General features: G+C 48.7%; 10 protein-coding genes. 8 read left to right on the forward strand and 2 right to left on the reverse strand.

Annotated elements, in window-relative coordinates; translation table 11 throughout:
* Positions 1–162 precede the first annotated feature (162 nt).
* The 4 genes from H6F72_RS24350 (at position 163) to H6F72_RS24365 (ending at position 6189) form a co-directional block, all read left to right on the forward strand.
* Positions 163–363, forward strand: a complete 201-nt coding sequence (locus H6F72_RS24350) for a hypothetical protein (protein ID WP_190441816.1) — start codon at positions 163–165, stop codon at positions 361–363.
* Positions 360–1013, forward strand: coding sequence for a response regulator transcription factor (locus tag H6F72_RS24355; RefSeq protein ID WP_190441817.1), 654 nt, complete (start codon positions 360–362; stop codon positions 1011–1013). Before H6F72_RS24350 ends, H6F72_RS24355 begins: the two co-directional genes overlap by 4 nt.
* A gap of 155 nt (positions 1014–1168) precedes the next feature.
* Positions 1169–3874 carry a response regulator gene (locus H6F72_RS24360; protein WP_190441819.1) on the forward strand — a complete coding sequence of 902 codons (2706 nt, stop codon included), beginning with the start codon at positions 1169–1171 and terminating at the stop codon, positions 3872–3874.
* Positions 3875–4311: 437 nt separating this feature from the next.
* A complete protein-coding gene (locus tag H6F72_RS24365; RefSeq protein ID WP_190441822.1) occupies positions 4312–6189 on the forward strand; it encodes a GGDEF domain-containing response regulator in 1878 nt (625 codons plus the stop codon).
* A 72-nt stretch (positions 6190–6261) separates the two neighbouring features.
* On the opposite strand, the gene H6F72_RS24370 is transcribed toward H6F72_RS24365, so the two are convergent.
* Complete coding sequence (locus H6F72_RS24370; RefSeq protein ID WP_190441823.1) at positions 6262–8748, reverse strand: ATP-dependent Clp protease ATP-binding subunit; 2487 nt, start codon at positions 8746–8748, stop codon at positions 6262–6264.
* 270 nt (positions 8749–9018) lie between these two features.
* Between H6F72_RS24370 and H6F72_RS24375 the strand changes: the two genes are divergently transcribed.
* A complete protein-coding gene (locus H6F72_RS24375; protein ID WP_304940957.1) occupies positions 9019–9972 on the forward strand; it encodes a PHP domain-containing protein in 954 nt (317 codons plus the stop codon).
* A gap of 34 nt (positions 9973–10006) precedes the next feature.
* On the opposite strand, the gene H6F72_RS24380 is transcribed toward H6F72_RS24375, so the two are convergent.
* Entirely contained in the window at positions 10007–10807 is an 801-nt protein-coding gene (locus H6F72_RS24380; protein ID WP_190441826.1) for an SDR family oxidoreductase, read from the reverse strand.
* A gap of 663 nt (positions 10808–11470) precedes the next feature.
* On the opposite strand from H6F72_RS24380, the gene H6F72_RS24385 reads away from it, so the two are divergent.
* From H6F72_RS24385 to H6F72_RS24395, 3 genes are all read left to right on the forward strand, one after another.
* Positions 11471–13165 carry a hypothetical protein gene (locus H6F72_RS24385; protein WP_190441828.1) on the forward strand — a complete coding sequence of 565 codons (1695 nt, stop codon included), beginning with the start codon at positions 11471–11473 and terminating at the stop codon, positions 13163–13165.
* A 102-nt stretch (positions 13166–13267) separates the two neighbouring features.
* Positions 13268–13840 (forward strand): DUF11 domain-containing protein, encoded by a 573-nt coding sequence (locus H6F72_RS24390; protein WP_190441831.1) that lies wholly within the window; start codon positions 13268–13270, stop codon positions 13838–13840.
* A gap of 194 nt (positions 13841–14034) precedes the next feature.
* Positions 14035–15552, forward strand: a complete 1518-nt coding sequence (locus H6F72_RS24395) for an isopeptide-forming domain-containing fimbrial protein (protein WP_190441833.1) — start codon at positions 14035–14037, stop codon at positions 15550–15552.
* Positions 15553–15732: the final 180 nt, after the last annotated feature.

Raw genomic sequence — 15732 nt, forward strand, 5'->3', positions numbered from 1 at the left:
GGTTGGTATCGTCTAACTACGCTCTAAGCCAGGAACTCAGGGCCACACCAAGTGAGAAGGCGAATAGAAGCAAATGCAGTGCTATCCCACCTCTGGCCGAGCAGCCAGTCACTTCCTCTCTAGATTGACCCACTTACGAGCAATTTCACTTCCTCCAGTAGGATGAGCCAACCCGAATCACCAAAACGGGTGTTGTACGTCCGGCGATCGCCCTCCATTGTTTGTAAAGATTATGCTATGGGTCGCATCCTTTTATGGATGAGTCAGCTTGAAGCTGATTTAATCGATTTATTCAACCACATCACCCTGTCAGCCACACCACCCGACACTGTGATTTTTTTGTTTGTCCTTAAACCTTTATGAATGTGTCCTCCAATTCTGCTGCCTTACGAATCCTGCTTGTCGAAGACGATCCCATGATGCAGTTGGGGTTGGAGCAAGCCTTGGCTGACTACCCCGAATTTGCAGTCGTGGGTCAAGCGGATGATGGTTACCTGGGCGTGGAAGCAGCAATCCGACTCAAGCCAGACTTAGTGGTCATGGATATTGGATTGCCTCGATTAGATGGCATTGCCGCAACTCAACAAATTAAAGCAGCCTTACCAGAAGTCCGGGTGGTGGTGCTGACCTCCCACACCACTGAAACTGAAATCGTGGCAGCCCTCTCTAGTGGAGCCGATGCCTACTGTATTAAAGGTTCTAGCGTCGATCGCCTGCTGACCGCGATTAAAGCCGCCCAAGAAGGAGCTACTTACCTCGACCCGCAAATTGCCCGTCGAGTCATTGAGCATCTTAAGCCTCCTGTCTCATCAAGCCACTTGGGGCAATTGTCGCAACGAGAACTAGACGTACTGCGGCTGATGGTAGACGGTAAAACGAATCCCGAAATTGCTGAAGCTCTGTACCTCAGTCCTAACACGATCAAAACTCACATTCGCGGCATCATGAATAAGCTGGCAGTAGACGATCGCGTGCAAGCTGCGGTAGTTGCCTTACGCTCTGGCTTGGTCTAGCCCCTTTATCATCTTTTTAAGCTTCAAATGCCTGCTACAAGCAAACAACATGTCCCGGAATGGGAACTTTGAGAAAAAGCGCACAGAATAGTTATAGATGGCTGTTCTCACACAATTAATGCGCGGCTCAGTGGCAGGAGATTAGAAGCAATCGCATGGCTGGCACTCATAACTTTGGCTTAGTGGCACTTTCAGTCGCGATCGCTGCCGTGTCGGCCACCCTATGGCTGACAGTACAGGCAAAAAAGCCATTCTCATCTCTAAGACAAAAGCTAACTATAGCTTTACGCAACTGGCTTGCTGACTCGTCTTCTAGCCATCTAGGGATACAGCAGCAAGCCCTACCAGCAACTGAACTACAGCCAGCGGCAACAGCCCTCAAGATCAACCAAGGTTTTCTAGACCAAATCTTCGACCGAGCTGCTGATCCGATTTTTGTCAAAGATCAACAGCATCGTTGGATCCTCGTCAACGACGCCTTTTGCCAAATCATGGGCTATCCCCGTGAGGGCTTGCTTGGCAAATCTGACTATGACTTCCTGGCTCAAGCAGAAGCAGGGCGGATTTGGGATGATGACAACTTAGTGTTGACCACAGGCCTAGAACACGAAACCGAAGAAACCTTAACCGACCGCGCTGGAATCGTCCGAACTCTATTAACGAAAAAAATTTCCTTTACCGATGCTGCGGGCAATCCAGCCTTGCTCGGCATCATGCGAGATATCACTGAGCGCAAACAGATGGAGTTAGCACTGCAACAAACCGTCGAGCGGGAGCAAGCTGGTGCTAGAGTGATTCAGCGCATGCGCCAAACGTTGGATTTGGCTAACATCTTCAATGCCACAACCCAAGAGCTACGACAGGTAGTCAACTGCGATCGCACCCTTGTCTACCGCTTTAAACCGGACTGGAGCGGAGAACTTGTTTCTGAATCGGTTGCTGCGGGATGGCGGACTCTATTACTGGCTCAAACCTTCGAGCCCGAACTCACGAAGGCCGCAGTGATTAACCCTAACTGCCATGCCAGAGACCTCGGCAACGACACTAGCCTCATTCAGGACAGCTACTTACAGTCCAGTCAAGGCGGCGTTTATCGCCGGGGTACTAGTCATCTTGCGGTTTCAGATGTTTACACAGCTGGGTTTGACACCTGCTATCTCGACCTACTGGAGAGCTTTCAAGCTCGCGCCTACGTGATTGTGCCAATTTTTTGCCATAGCCAGCTCTGGGGTTTACTCGCAGCCTATCAAAACTCAGGCCCAAGGCATTGGGAAACCGCTGAAATCCAAATGGTAGTTCAGATTGGGATTCAACTAGGAGTGGCAATTCAGCAAGCCGAACTCCTAGCCCAAACTCAGCAACAGTCAAAAGAATTGCAGGCGGCGAAAGAAGCAGCAGATAAAGCGAACCAAGCTAAAAGTGACTTTCTCGCCAACATGAGCCATGAGCTACGCACTCCTCTCAATGCCATTCTCGGTTTCGCGCAATTGATGCATCATGCCAAGGGGATCACTTCTGAGTACCAACAATACTTAGACATCATTAGTCGGAGTGGCGAACATCTCCTGGAATTGATCAATGACATCTTAGAGATGGCAAAAATTGAAGCGGGTCGGAGTACACTTCATGAAACTAGCTTCGATCTACACCGCTTGCTTGACAACTTGACGGAAATGCTTCAGTTGAAGGCGCGATCCAAAGGATTACAGCTTACTTGCATCCGTACCACAGATGTCCCCCAACTGGTTAAAACTGATGCCAGCAAGTTACGTCAAGTCCTGATCAACTTGCTGGGGAATGCGATCAAGTTTACCGATCGCGGCCAAGTCACCCTCCGAGTCAGTCTGAATCAGAGCCACCTCACCACAGATTTCACTTCTCAATTGACCGACTCTAAATCGTCCAGTAAGACTCGCCTCATTTTTGAGGTAGAGGATACGGGACCTGGGATCGCCCCCGATGAGCTTAATCAACTGTTTGAAGCATTTTGCCAAACAGCAGCAGGCTTAAAAATTGCTGGTGGTACTGGTTTGGGTTTGCCGATCAGTCAAAAGTTTGTGCAGCTCATGGGAGGTGAGATCACGGTCGAAAGTCAGCTAAGCCGTGGCAGTCTCTTCCACTTTGATATTCAAGTAGAAGCAGAGAATAGCCCTCCGATGGCAACAGAATCCTCGGCTAGGCAGCAAATCAGTGGCTTAGCTTTGGGGCAACCCCTCTATCGGATTTTGGTTGTGGAAGATAGCTCTACCAATCGATTTTTGCTTGTGCGGCTCCTCAGCCAAGTGGGGTTTGCGGTTGAAGCGGTAGAAAATGGTCAGGAGGCGCTAGCAGTGTGGCAACATTGGCAGCCCCATCTCATTTTTATGGATATGCAAATGCCAGTAATGGATGGTTATGAGGCGACCAAACGAATTAAACAGTCGCTGTCGGGACCCAAAACCGTTGTGGTGGCTCTGACTGCCAGTGCTTTTGAGGAGCAACGCCAAGATGTTTTCTTAGCAGGCTGTGATGATTTCGTTCGCAAACCTTTCCGCAAAGAAGCCCTCCTCGCAACCATTAGCCAGCATTTAGGCGTGCAGTATCTCTACGAAGAACTACCAGCGCTAGTAAACAATAGTGCTGCCAAAGCGGCGCAGATTGCTACACAGAAGGTTGATGTTAGCCAACAACTTGCCGCCATGCCGACAAATTGGGTGGCTCAATTGCATTATGCTGCTTCTCAATGCAGCGATCGCTTGATTACTGAACTCCTACAAGAAATTCCGACTGAATTTACCGCCCTAGCGCTGACCCTAACTGAATTATCTGAAAATTTTCGATTTGACCAAATTACCACCCTGACCCAGTCACAGGAGCAGTAGTACTTCATCAAATTGGGTTTGTGGGGTTGTGGTGCACAATTCGCTCAACCCACACAAATTTCACGTTGGAATACTACTATAGGAGGAATGGAATATCCGCAACAAGACTGTCTAGAAAAAGGCTGCGAGTCAATCTGAGCCTAGCGATCGCCCAATTTCTACCCTTGGCTCAGTTCTGAATTAGATTAGCTTTGGGCATACTAAAAAATAATTCAATTTTTTTTGAACTTAATTGTATTAATCGAAAAATCAAAAAGTAATCGCAAGTTAATGAACTTAGTATGATCACAACCTTTAAATTTGCTTGAATCTAGATTAAACGTTTCTAGAATTTATGAATGAAATTACGAAGAAGCACTGTGATGATTGCTAATCACGGCACCGCTTATAGCAGCTAATCAAGCTAATCAAAGGGAAGTGAGAAGGCAAAAATCGTAATGAATGCTACCCAGACTGAGCCTATTCCAGCAGACATTCTTGTTGTAGACGATACCCCAGAGAATCTACGCCTTCTTGCCACTATTTTAGCTAAGGAAGGATATAACGTTCGCAAGGCCCTTAACGGTTCAATGGCGCTCACGGCTGTACAAACTGTGCAACCAGACTTAATTTTGCTGGACATCATGATGCCCGGAATAGATGGGTATGAAGTCTGTTATCGCTTGAAAAGCAATCCACAGACAGCCAGAATTCCCATTATTTTCCTAAGTGCCTTGAGTGACGGTCTTGACAAGGCTAAAGCGTTTGATGGTGGCGGTGCAGACTACATTACTAAACCCTTTCAAGTCCAAGAAGTTTTGGCAAGGGTGCAGAATCAACTGACCTTAAAAGCTGTTGAACGCAAGAATGAGGAACTACAGGCTCAATTGGAAGCTAGGGTCAAAGAGCGCACTCACCAACTAGAAACGGCGAATCAAGAACTACAGCGAGAGGTCCAAGAGCGACAACAGCTCCAAGCAGAACTGCTAAAAATGGCCCTCAATGATGTGCTGACAGGTTTACCTAATCGGGCTTTGTTTATGAAGCGACTGGAGAAAGCCCTCCATCAAGCCCAGACAGATGTAGCGTATCAATTTGCGGTTTTGTTTCTTGACTGCGATCGCTTCAAAGTAGTCAATGATTCTCTTGGGCACTTCGTGGGGGATGAGTTGCTAGTCGCGATCGCCCGTCGCTTAGAGCAATCCCTGAGTTCCCAGCACACACTGGCTCGCTTAGGCGGAGACGAGTTTGCTGTACTTCTGACAGAGGTAGACGACCTCAATAGTGCAACTCAAGTAGCCGATCAGATCTTGGCTGCTTTAGCTCAACCGTTCCAACTAGCTCGGCATGAGGTGTTTATCAATGCCAGTATTGGCATTACCCTCCACCAACCCGGATATGAGAAACCTGAGCACTTGCTGCGTGACGCAGACACGGCTATGTATCGAGCCAAAGCGCTAGGCAGAGGACAACATCAAGTTTTTGATCCGGTCATGCATACGAGGGCGCTCCAGCTTTTGCAGCTAGAAACAGACTTGCGCCGTGCCATTCAACAGCAAGAGTTTGTGGTCCACTACCAACCCATTGTCGAACTTAACCATAACCAACTGGTGGGGTTTGAGGCGTTAGTTCGTTGGCATCATCCTCAGCACGGCTTACTGTCGCCGGCAATTTTTATTCCAGTTGCTGAAGAAACAGGCTTGATTACTCAGATTGGTCATTGGGTGTTGGGAGAAGCTTGCCAACAACTTTGTAAGTGGCAACAAGGTAATCTGGATGGTCCTAATCTCTCGATCAGCGTTAATTTATCGGCACGGCAAGTCGCTCAACTCGACTTAGTCAAGCAAATAGATCAAGTCTTGGCCGATACTCAAGTCAATCCTCAGGCGTTGAAACTGGAGATTACTGAAAGTGTGATTATGGAGAACCCTCAATCTGCCAGTGTGATGTTTCAAGAACTGCGGGAACGACAGATTCAACTCAGCATTGATGACTTTGGCACTGGGTATTCTTCTCTGAGTTACCTACACTCTTTTCCTCTGAATATTCTTAAAGTCGATCGCTCGTTTGTGCAGCGGATGACAGATAGCTCTGAAGGCTCAGGGTTGGTGCCTCTGATCATCAACATTGCCCATTCCCTAGGACTCACTGTAGTCGCGGAAGGCATTGAGACGGCTCAACAACTGGCTCAGCTTAAAGCGCTCAATTGTGATTGTGGTCAGGGTTATTTGTTCTCTAAGCCTTTGACGGTGGAACAAGCAACTGAGCTAATTGTTAAAACGCCTCCCTGGTTAGACTCGAACCTCAATTCAGTGCCTTTAGCTGAAATTATTTAGTCAGTTGAGCAGCATAAAAAAGTCCCTGATTCTAGAACCAGGGACTAAGTGAAAACTGAGCCTAAAGAGGTTTTATGCGATCGCTTCAGCTAAAGCGGGTGCTTCTGTCTGACTGACTTGCACTTGGCCGTCTTCGTCAACATCGACTAAGGCGATCGCGCCACTATAGATACGGCCTGAGAGAATCGCTTCGGCCAAGGCATCTTCTAGTAGACGAGTGATGGTTCGACGTAGCGATCGCGCGCCATAGGCAGGGTTGTAGCCTTCTGCCACTAAGCGATCTTTCATCCGCTCCGTGATTTGTAGGGTAATGCCCTGCTCCTCAGTGAGGCGATTCGAGAGTTCGCGCACCATCAGATCCGAAATTTGCTTCACTTCTTCACGAATGAGTTGACGGAAGACAATGATCTCATCCAGACGGTTGAGCAGTTCCGGACGGAAGTATTGCTTCAGTTCCTCGTTGAGGAGAGATCGCACGCGGTTGTACTGCGCTTCGGCTTGAGTCTCGGTTGTGAGATCGAAGCCAAGACCACCGCCACCTTTCTCGATCACACGAGAACCAATGTTCGAGGTCAAGATCAGCAGGGTGTTCTTGAAGTCTACGGTGCGGCCTTGAGAATCAGTCAGGCGACCATCTTCGAGGATTTGCAACAGTAAGTTGAAGACATCGGGATGCGCTTTCTCGATTTCGTCAAACAGCACAACGGTGTAAGGCCGACGGCGCACTGCTTCGGTGAGCTGACCACCTTCGTCATAACCGACGTAGCCCGGAGGCGAGCCCACCAGTTTGGAGACGGTATGGCGCTCCATGTACTCAGACATGTCGAGGCGAATCATCGCGTCTTCGGAGCCGAAGAAGTAGGCAGCTAGAGCCTTGGTCAGTTCTGTCTTACCAACTCCGGTAGGGCCAGAGAAGATAAAGCTCGCGATCGGACGATTGGGATCTTTCAAACCTACCCGTGCTCGACGGATGGCGCGAGAAACCGCCGTTACCGCTTCTTCTTGACCAATCAGGCGTTGATGCAGCGTATCTTCTAAGTGCAGCAACAACTCGGATTCTGACTCAGTGAGCTTGTTGACAGGCACCCCGGTCCAAGAAGCCACAATCTGGGCGATGTCTTCCTCATCGACCACAGGGCGGCTAGAGAGCGCATTATTGACTTGCTTCTCAGCTTCCGTGACCGATTGAATCTCAGCTTCCAAAGCGAGTTCGCGATCGCGCAGTTGACCCGCTTGGTCAAAGTCTTGAGCCGCCACCGCTGCATTCTTGTCCTGAGTCACTTGCCGCAACTCTTGCTTCAGCGCTTTGGTGGCTGAAGTCTTGGAGTGGCTCAAGCGGACTCGTGAACCTGCCTCGTCAATCAGGTCAATGGCTTTGTCGGGCAAGAAGCGATCGGAGATGTAGCGATCGGCAAGCTTCGCAGCTGCTTCTAGTGCCAAATCGGCAATAGCGACTTTGTGGTGTTGCTCATAGCGATCGCGCAGTCCGTGCAAAATCTCGATAGTTTCGTCAACAGACGGCTCACCGACCATAATCGGCTGGAAACGACGCTCTAACGCAGCATCTTTCTCAATGTGCTTACGATACTCATCTAGGGTGGTGGCACCAATGCACTGGAACTCACCCCGAGCTAGGGCAGGCTTGAGCAAGTTGGCCGCATCCATGCCGCCTTCCACGCTACCCGCACCCACCAAGGTATGAATTTCGTCAATCACGAGAATGACGTTACCCGCTTGCCGCACTTCCTCGACAATGTTCTTGAGGCGTTCTTCAAAATCTCCGCGATAACGAGTGCCAGAGACTAAAGAACCCATACTCAAGCTGATCACCTGCTTACCAAACAGAGTATCAGGCACAGCATGATCAGAAATCCGTTGAGCTAGACCTTCGGCGATCGCGGTTTTACCGACACCGGGTTCCCCGATTAGAACGGGGTTGTTCTTGGTGCGACGACCCAAAATTTGCACTGCCCGCTCAAGTTCTTTCTGGCGGCCAACCATCGGGTCAAGCTTGCCATCAATCGCCATTTGAGTCAGGTTGGTACCAAACTCTTCCAAGGTGCGGAGCTTGCTGGGACGCTTGTCAAAACCGTTTTCTTGGGGACGAGTTGCCGCTACAGCAGGAGTATTGCCAATCGCTTCTAAAACCCGCGATCGCACTTCATCTTTGTCAATGCTCAACCGCTCCAGAACCTTAACCGCAACTCCTTCGCCATCACGGATTAAGCCCAGCAATAAGTGTTCCGGGCCGATGTAGTTGTGCCCTAACTGACGAGCTTCTGCCAGAGCAGCTTCAAAAACTCGCTTGACTTTGGGGGTGAATGGCAGTTCAGCAGGTACAAAGCCAGACCCCCGACCAATAATCTTTTCAACTTCAGCCCGAGCGTCTTTGAGGCTAACACCCAGGTGTAGCAGGACTTTAGCGGCAATTCCCGTTTTTTCGCCAATCAGTCCTAGGAGAATTTGCTCGGTTCCCACGAGGTTGTGTCCCAGACGACGTGCTTCTTCCTGGGATAACATGACTGCCTTAATGGCCTTTTCTGTAAAAAGTTCGAACATGGTGAGTTTCCCTTACCGAGCGATTTCGGCTGCAAATAAAACGGCTGCACCGAGCAGTCCAGTAGATGGTTTAGCAGGGCTAGAAATGGTCAACATCAAGATCTGCATCTACTAACGCCCCAGTCACTCAGCCAGTAATCCAACAGGCAATCACCTCCAAGGAAAAGTAGCCTGTATGAAGTTTTGTTGATTTCCTTAGACTTACTGTAACGCTCCCTTACCCCTTTCGTGGTGAGGAGAACCGAAGGTGTAACCGGGTAGTTGCCGCCTATGGTCACTACTCCAACCCGACCCAGAGGACGTTATACTCAGCGATCGCGCCTCATCATCTCTAAAGAACCTTGGAAGCAACGGATCGCTGTTGATTTAGCCGACAATAGAAAGATGCTCGAATTACATTGTCATACCACTTTCTCCGACGGTACGCTTACCCCTACAGAGCTAGTGGAGCTAGCCGCCAAAACGGGAGTCCAAGCGTTAGCCATCACTGACCACGATACTTTAGGCGGTTGGGACGAAGCCTTGGCTGCTGCCCCCATCCATGACTTAGAAATTGTGCCTGGGCTAGAACTCAGTACTGTGCATTGCGACCGCTCTCTACACATCTTAGGCTTCTACCCTGATCGCGACAAATTAGCAGCACCTTTAGCAGAGCGCTTAGCGGGTCGCAAGCGGCGGGCCGAGAAAATGGTAGCTAAGCTCGCCGAAGTAGGCTACCCGATTCAGTTACCCCACCTGGGAGAAGGCATGGCTCCGGGTCGCCCCCATATTGCCGCAGCCTTAGTACAAGCTGGGCATGCTTCCTCTGTGCGGGAAGCGTTCGATCGCTGGTTGGGAGATGACAAGCCCGCCTATGAGCATTACGAGAAATTCTCCGCGATCGATGGCATTCAGTTATTACGCATGTGTGATGCCGTTCCGGTGTGGGCACATCCTTATCTATTCCGAGGTGGAGAGGTAGAAGAAACGCTCCCCGGATTAGTCGCAGCAGGTCTAATGGGCATAGAAGTCTATCATCCGAACCACAGCCTGAAGCAATCGCGGAAGCTAGAGAAGCTTTGTATTCAGTATGGGTTACTGATGAGCGGTGGCAGTGACTTTCATGGCCCCCACCCCGACAGCAAGAATTCAAACAATACATCCTTAAATAGTTTGCGGATCTCCCTCTCTCTACTTCAACCCATCAAGCAAGCTGCATCAAACCTCCGGCAGCAAAAGAGCTGAAGCGGAGTGGAGCGATCGCCCTCATCCAATCTCTTTATTGGGTTCGAGCTGCATTAGCGGCTAGGCGATCGACTAAGTTGGGTGCGACTAACTTCAGCCATTGCCCCACTTTGCCTTTCAGCGTCATCACCTCTTCTCGCTGTCGTCGCTTCATCGCGCGGATAATTTGCTGCACGCATTCCTCTACAGGCATCGTATCTTTCCCCTCGTCCCTGGGACTATGTCCTAAAGGTTGGCCATCTGCACCTAAAGCCCGTTCGCGGATATCCGTAGCAACAAATCCTGGAGACACAATCAAGACATCTACGCCTGTTTCTTGCAGTTCGATGCGAAGCGTGTCAAAGAAGCCTTGCATGGCATGTTTACTCGCCACATATCCCGATCGCGTGGGTACTCCTTGCTTGCCGCATAGAGAAGAGATCGCCACCAACAATCCTTTGCTGGTCTTTAGGCAAGGGAGAGCATGGTAGGTACAGTAGACGGCACCTAAATAATTAACTCGCATTACTTGCTCAAAAATAGAGAGGTCTGTAACCTCCTCGAACCGAGCGATCGCGCCGATACCAGCATTATTCACAAGGATGTCAATTCCGCCAAACTGCTGAACGGATTCATCAATTAAACGTTTGCAAGCATCCGGGTCAGTTACGTCTATTGGAACTGCGATCGCGCGTCCTCCTTGTTGTTTGCAGGCTTCTACAGTTTCTGTCAGAGCTACCTCATTCCGAGCAGCTAAGACTAAGTTGGCTTGCTGTTGGGCCAGCGTAATTGCGAGTGCTCGGCCAATTCCATCTGAAGCACCTGTAAGGATAACTGTTTTGTGATTAAAGCGCATAAGTAAGGGTGCATTTCAAAAAGATCTAAAGGCATCCTACCGCGCAAAATCTAGCTCGGTTAAGTTTTGTATCCAGAGGCAATGGCCCGAAAGGGTTTTATTGAAATCAAAATAGTAGAATTACTGGCTTTAGATTTTGAAGATAGGGTCAGCAGCCTTCAAAGAGATGAAAATACTTAAATCCGATTGTTTGTATAGCCTGCAAGTTAATAACAAATTAACAGTCATAGTAGCTTTGCTATTTATTTCTTAAGCTGTTTCATCTCGATTAAAAAATCCTTATTTACACTGATTTTGATTCATAAAGCCTATGCACTGAGAGAGTCTTAACTACTTTAAGAGCTTTGCATATTGTGCTGAGAAGACATACGCTATTCTGCTGAGTCGTTTTTTTGATTTACAGCGAATACTAGTTTTTAAGGTTCCTAGAGCAGAAAGCTTTAAGTTGATGATTGTACTTAAAATTTCAGGTTATCTCTTTGAAGTTGGCGCGAATTACTGATACTTAAAGCCTAGTATTTTGGCTAACTGTTAATAACATCTCTGCTCAAGCTTGTAGTCAAGAGAATAAGAATTCTAGCTTTCAAAGGTTCCCGCAGTCTTCCACATCCTGGTCAAAAGGATTAGTCAAAGTAATACAAGAGGCATTATCCAGTGAAAAGAGTGAAGTCGAACAATAGAACTAGCGTCAAGCCTAAATTTAATTACCGCTCCCTAGTTGCAGGATTGTTTATTGCAGGTGGTGTGTTTCAACTGGTTACTCCGGTTCTAGCAGCTCCCGCAGCAAACACAACGATCAGCAACACAGCAACTGCGAGCTATACAGATCCAAGCACTGGCACGACTCTCAGCGCTACCTCCAACACTGTTACCGTGACAGTAGCCGAGGTTGCAGGTATTGACGTCAGCGCTTTAAACACTCCTGGTTCTGCTCAACCTGGTGGCACGCTTAACTACGACTTCAAAATCACCAACACTGGTAATGACCCCACTCGGTTCGTATTACCTAGTACTGCAAGCATCACTGGTACAGGTGCAGCAGGCGCATCTATCAGCCAGATCATCACTGCTGGCGCTGACGGCGTATTGGGCAACGCAGATGACCAAACTATCGCAGTTGGTGGTGCTCCATTACTGACTGGTTCAATCGCGGCTAACGGGATTATTAATGTCCGAGTTGTCCTCGCGATCGCCGCTAACGCTGCTCCTGGAACGGTTACGGTGGAATACGGTAAATCTGTCGATCCTGCCAGCACCAACCAAGTGTATGCAGCTAATGGAGCTTTAGACATCTACACCAATGACAACACTGATCCGAGCACTGTGCCTGGTGAAGTAGCAGGTGCTCCTGTCAATGGCACTCGCGAAGATAGCGCCACTCTAGATGGTGTGATCGGTAACGTCGCTGGTGTCCTGAATGGAACTAATGGCAATGCGGCTGCTACAGGTGATGGCACCAATAACAACACTGACTTCACCAACAAAGCTGTAGCACCGACCGATAGCAAACCCGGTAGCACTGCTAACGATCCAGGTGTAGTCACCTTCACCAATACGCTCAGCAACACTGGTAATGCTCCTGCTACCTTCTTGTTACGCCCTGATGCACCGGGTAGCACTGTACCTGCTGGAACCACGGCAACTATTACTGCGGGAGGTACAACTGGAACCTTCACTTGGAATGGTACTGCTTGGACTGGTACACCAGTTACTGTAAGCGTCGCTCCTGGAACGCCTGTTAACTACACAGTTACTGTAGATTTACCTGCTGGCACGAAGCTCTCAACTGATCTCACAACTCCAGGTGATCTCACAAGCCCGACTGCTGCTGTGGTTGGTGGCTATGCAATGCCTATCCTCGCCTTTGTAGATAGCAACAATGATGGAATTGCTCAGGTAACAGAGCCTCAAAACCTCACGATTGAGCGCACTTATCTAGGTTATGTAGCAATGTACAAAGAAGCTCAAATCCTAGAGGCTGATGGTACCACCGTTGTTCAGGCTTTCACCACAGATGCTACTGCTTTAACAGGCAAACTCACGCCAGGACGTATTGTCGAGTACCGGATTTCCTACAAGAACATTTCCGAGACTGCTGCGGCCACCACGGGTAGTTCCATTCTCAATGCCACCAATCTCCAAATTGTAGAGGATGGCACCACAGGTGGTAACAACTGGGCGCTCGACCAAGATGGAAATACCATCATGGATACAGTTCACGTTTCTGGTATTGATGCTGGTGGAACAATTGTTACGACTGGTACTGATCCCAACATCACCAAGTATGTAGACACTATTTCTTCCTTAGCACCTGGTGCATCTGGCAAACTCGACATTCGTCGCAAGATGAGCAACTAAGCTCCGTTAGTCAAGATTGGGGCACTTTAAGTGGAGTGTCCCAATCACCTCTCCCTTCCCCCATCTCCCAACAAGTCCCTCACACTACTGCGAGAATTAATTATGAAACGCTCCTCTCTCATCGGTTTAAGTGCGATCGCCCTCGTTGCTTCCATTCCCTTCGTTAACGAACTACCTGTATCCGCTAGTTGGCTAAATCCTGGTACTAAGATTGCTCAAAACAATCAACGTCAAGCTCAGATGCAATTAGTTCTGAGCGCTGACAAAAAAATTGTGCAAAAAGATCAGCAAGGCAAAGAAAAAGTTACTTGGGAAGCGCTGAAAGGCAATGTAACCGTGCAGCCAGGAGACGTGCTTCGTTACACCTTGACTGGCGAAAACAAGAGCGATCGCCCCATCAAAGACCTCAAGCTAAATCAGCCTGTGCCTCAAGGTATGGCTTATGTCATGAGTTCAGCAGCAATCAGCCCTAACGCTGGAACTCAAATCACCTATAGCATCGACCAAGGCAAGAGCTTTGTGGCTCAACCCAAAGTGTCGGTCAAGCAAGCTGATGGCAAAGTCGTCATGAAGCCCGCTCCCGCTGAAGCTTACACCAACATCCGTTGGACAATTGGCTCAGCAGTAGGTGCCAAGAGCACTCTGAAAGCAACTTACCAAGTCAAAGTTCGCTAAGCAAGCTTGAGGGCGAGCGCTCTACACTTTCAGATTCGCCCTCAAATTCTCTTTTTATCTCTTTTATTTAAAGCTTTCAAGTTATTTTATATGTCCAACAAGCAGTCAGAGAAGTTTAGAACTGACTGCATAGGGATACTTGTGCCTTTGCGATCGCTACCCCTTCTGGGCTGACAAGGAGATCCGTTACTGTGATGCCACTTTCCAAAAAACATATATTTTCAGTTAAAAACTGGAGCCAGCGGGCAGTTGCGATCGCGGTGGCAAGCAGCTTACAACATTCACTTCCTGTTCTGGCTAAAGGCATTACAACGACTCAACTCTCTAACCAAGCCAGCTACACCTATAGCGATTCTGTTACCCAAAAAACCTTTCAAGGAAATTCTGCCCCAGTTAGTACCAGCATTGATCGCTTAGTTGATCCCTTTGGACGTATTCGTGGCTGTGCTGGAGAGATGCTGAACAGTTACAACGGTTTCAGCCTGGGAATTTATGAAACGAACCCTAGCGATCCCACGGGTGCAAGTTTACACGGTTTGGTATCGCTCACCAAAACTGAGCTACCTGATGTTGCCAATAACATTATCCCTGCTGGGATTGCGCCTAATAGTGAAAATAGTAATCCCTTCTTTTTTACTAACAGTGATGAAGGCACCTACAACTTTCTCCTTGACCCGAAGCGCGGTCAGCTAGATGTAGGCAAAGCTTACATTCTCGTGATTAATCCACCCGAGAATGGTGGTTATAACCAACGCCGGATTCGCCTCAGCATTACTGCTCGCACCAACGATACTGTCTCTTACACTGCTACATCACTAGACGGTAAACCCATCAGTAGCACTGATAATCGCTCCTCTGTGAGTGAGACTATTAATATTCAAAATGCTGAAGGTGCAGGTTTAGTCTTAGCGTTGCTCGATGTTGATGTTGACATATGTCAGTCTCAAGGCGTTCAAATTATTAAAACAGGCGATCGCGCGGCAGCAGAGCCAGGAGACACCGTTATCTATCGGCTCTCGATCAAGAATTTGGCGACTGCGGCGATCGACAATGTCGTGATTACAGATACTCTCCCCACTGGGTTCAACTTCCGAGCTGACTCAGTTCGCGCTGAAATTGCCAACCAACCAGTTGCAGTCACAACGAAACAGAATGGCTCAACTGTTACCTTTCAGCCCAATGTTTCCTTAGCGCCTCAAGCTGACAATCAAAGCGCGGTTTTAAACATTGCTTACGCCGCTGTTCTCACGCCTGATGCAGTCCGTGGTACGGGTCTCAACTCTGCGGTTGTCAGTGGCGATCGCGTAGATAATCGCCAAGGGGTGAAAGATGGTCCTGCAACTCACCGTCTTCGTATCCGTTCTGGTATTTTGTCCGATTGCGGTACCATCATTGGTCGTGTCTTTGTAGACAAAAACTTTGATGGCGAACAACAACGAGGTGAACCCGGTGTCCCTAACGCTGTCGTGTTTATGGATGATGGCAACCGCATCACCACCGACCCCAATGGCTTGTTCTCCGTATCTAATGTGATTTCTGGTTATCGTACTGGGGTACTAGACCTCACGAGCGTCTCCGGTTACACCTTTGCCCCCAATCTCTATGTCAAAGAACGCAATAGCCAATCTCGCCTAGTGCATCTACAACCAGGTGGCTTGGTCCGAATGAACTTCGCAGTGACCCCAGCTTCCAGCGAAACCAAAAACCAGTGAATATACTACTGCTCTCACAGGGATAAGTTAAAAGGCTGACAACAGTCCAGTAAAACAGCGCAAGTGTTTAGAAGGCTTAAATCTTATCTTAGGGATATCCAGTTTTTCCTACCGCACATAGCCGAGTTTCCTAGCCTGAAACACTCCTAGTTATCTGCCAGCTCTGTAGGAAATCTTTAT

This window comes from Trichocoleus sp. FACHB-46 (assembly GCF_014695385.1).
Taxonomy (GTDB): Bacteria; Cyanobacteriota; Cyanobacteriia; order FACHB-46; family FACHB-46; genus Trichocoleus.

Excerpts from the sequence above, each read along its gene's own strand:
- H6F72_RS24350 (WP_190441816.1), top strand. The coding sequence starts at position 163 with ATGAGCCAACCCGAATCACCAAAACGGGTGTTGTACGTCCGGCGATCG.
- H6F72_RS24355 (WP_190441817.1), top strand. The coding sequence starts at position 360 with ATGAATGTGTCCTCCAATTCTGCTGCCTTACGAATCCTGCTTGTCGAA.
- H6F72_RS24360 (WP_190441819.1), top strand. The coding sequence starts at position 1,169 with ATGGCTGGCACTCATAACTTTGGCTTAGTGGCACTTTCAGTCGCGATC.
- H6F72_RS24365 (WP_190441822.1), top strand. The coding sequence starts at position 4,312 with ATGAATGCTACCCAGACTGAGCCTATTCCAGCAGACATTCTTGTTGTA.
- H6F72_RS24370 (WP_190441823.1), bottom strand. The coding sequence starts at position 8,748 with ATGTTCGAACTTTTTACAGAAAAGGCCATTAAGGCAGTCATGTTATCC.
- H6F72_RS24375 (WP_304940957.1), top strand. The coding sequence starts at position 9,019 with ATGGTCACTACTCCAACCCGACCCAGAGGACGTTATACTCAGCGATCG.
- H6F72_RS24380 (WP_190441826.1), bottom strand. The coding sequence starts at position 10,807 with ATGCGCTTTAATCACAAAACAGTTATCCTTACAGGTGCTTCAGATGGA.
- H6F72_RS24390 (WP_190441831.1), top strand. The coding sequence starts at position 13,268 with ATGAAACGCTCCTCTCTCATCGGTTTAAGTGCGATCGCCCTCGTTGCT.
- H6F72_RS24395 (WP_190441833.1), top strand. The coding sequence starts at position 14,035 with ATGCCACTTTCCAAAAAACATATATTTTCAGTTAAAAACTGGAGCCAG.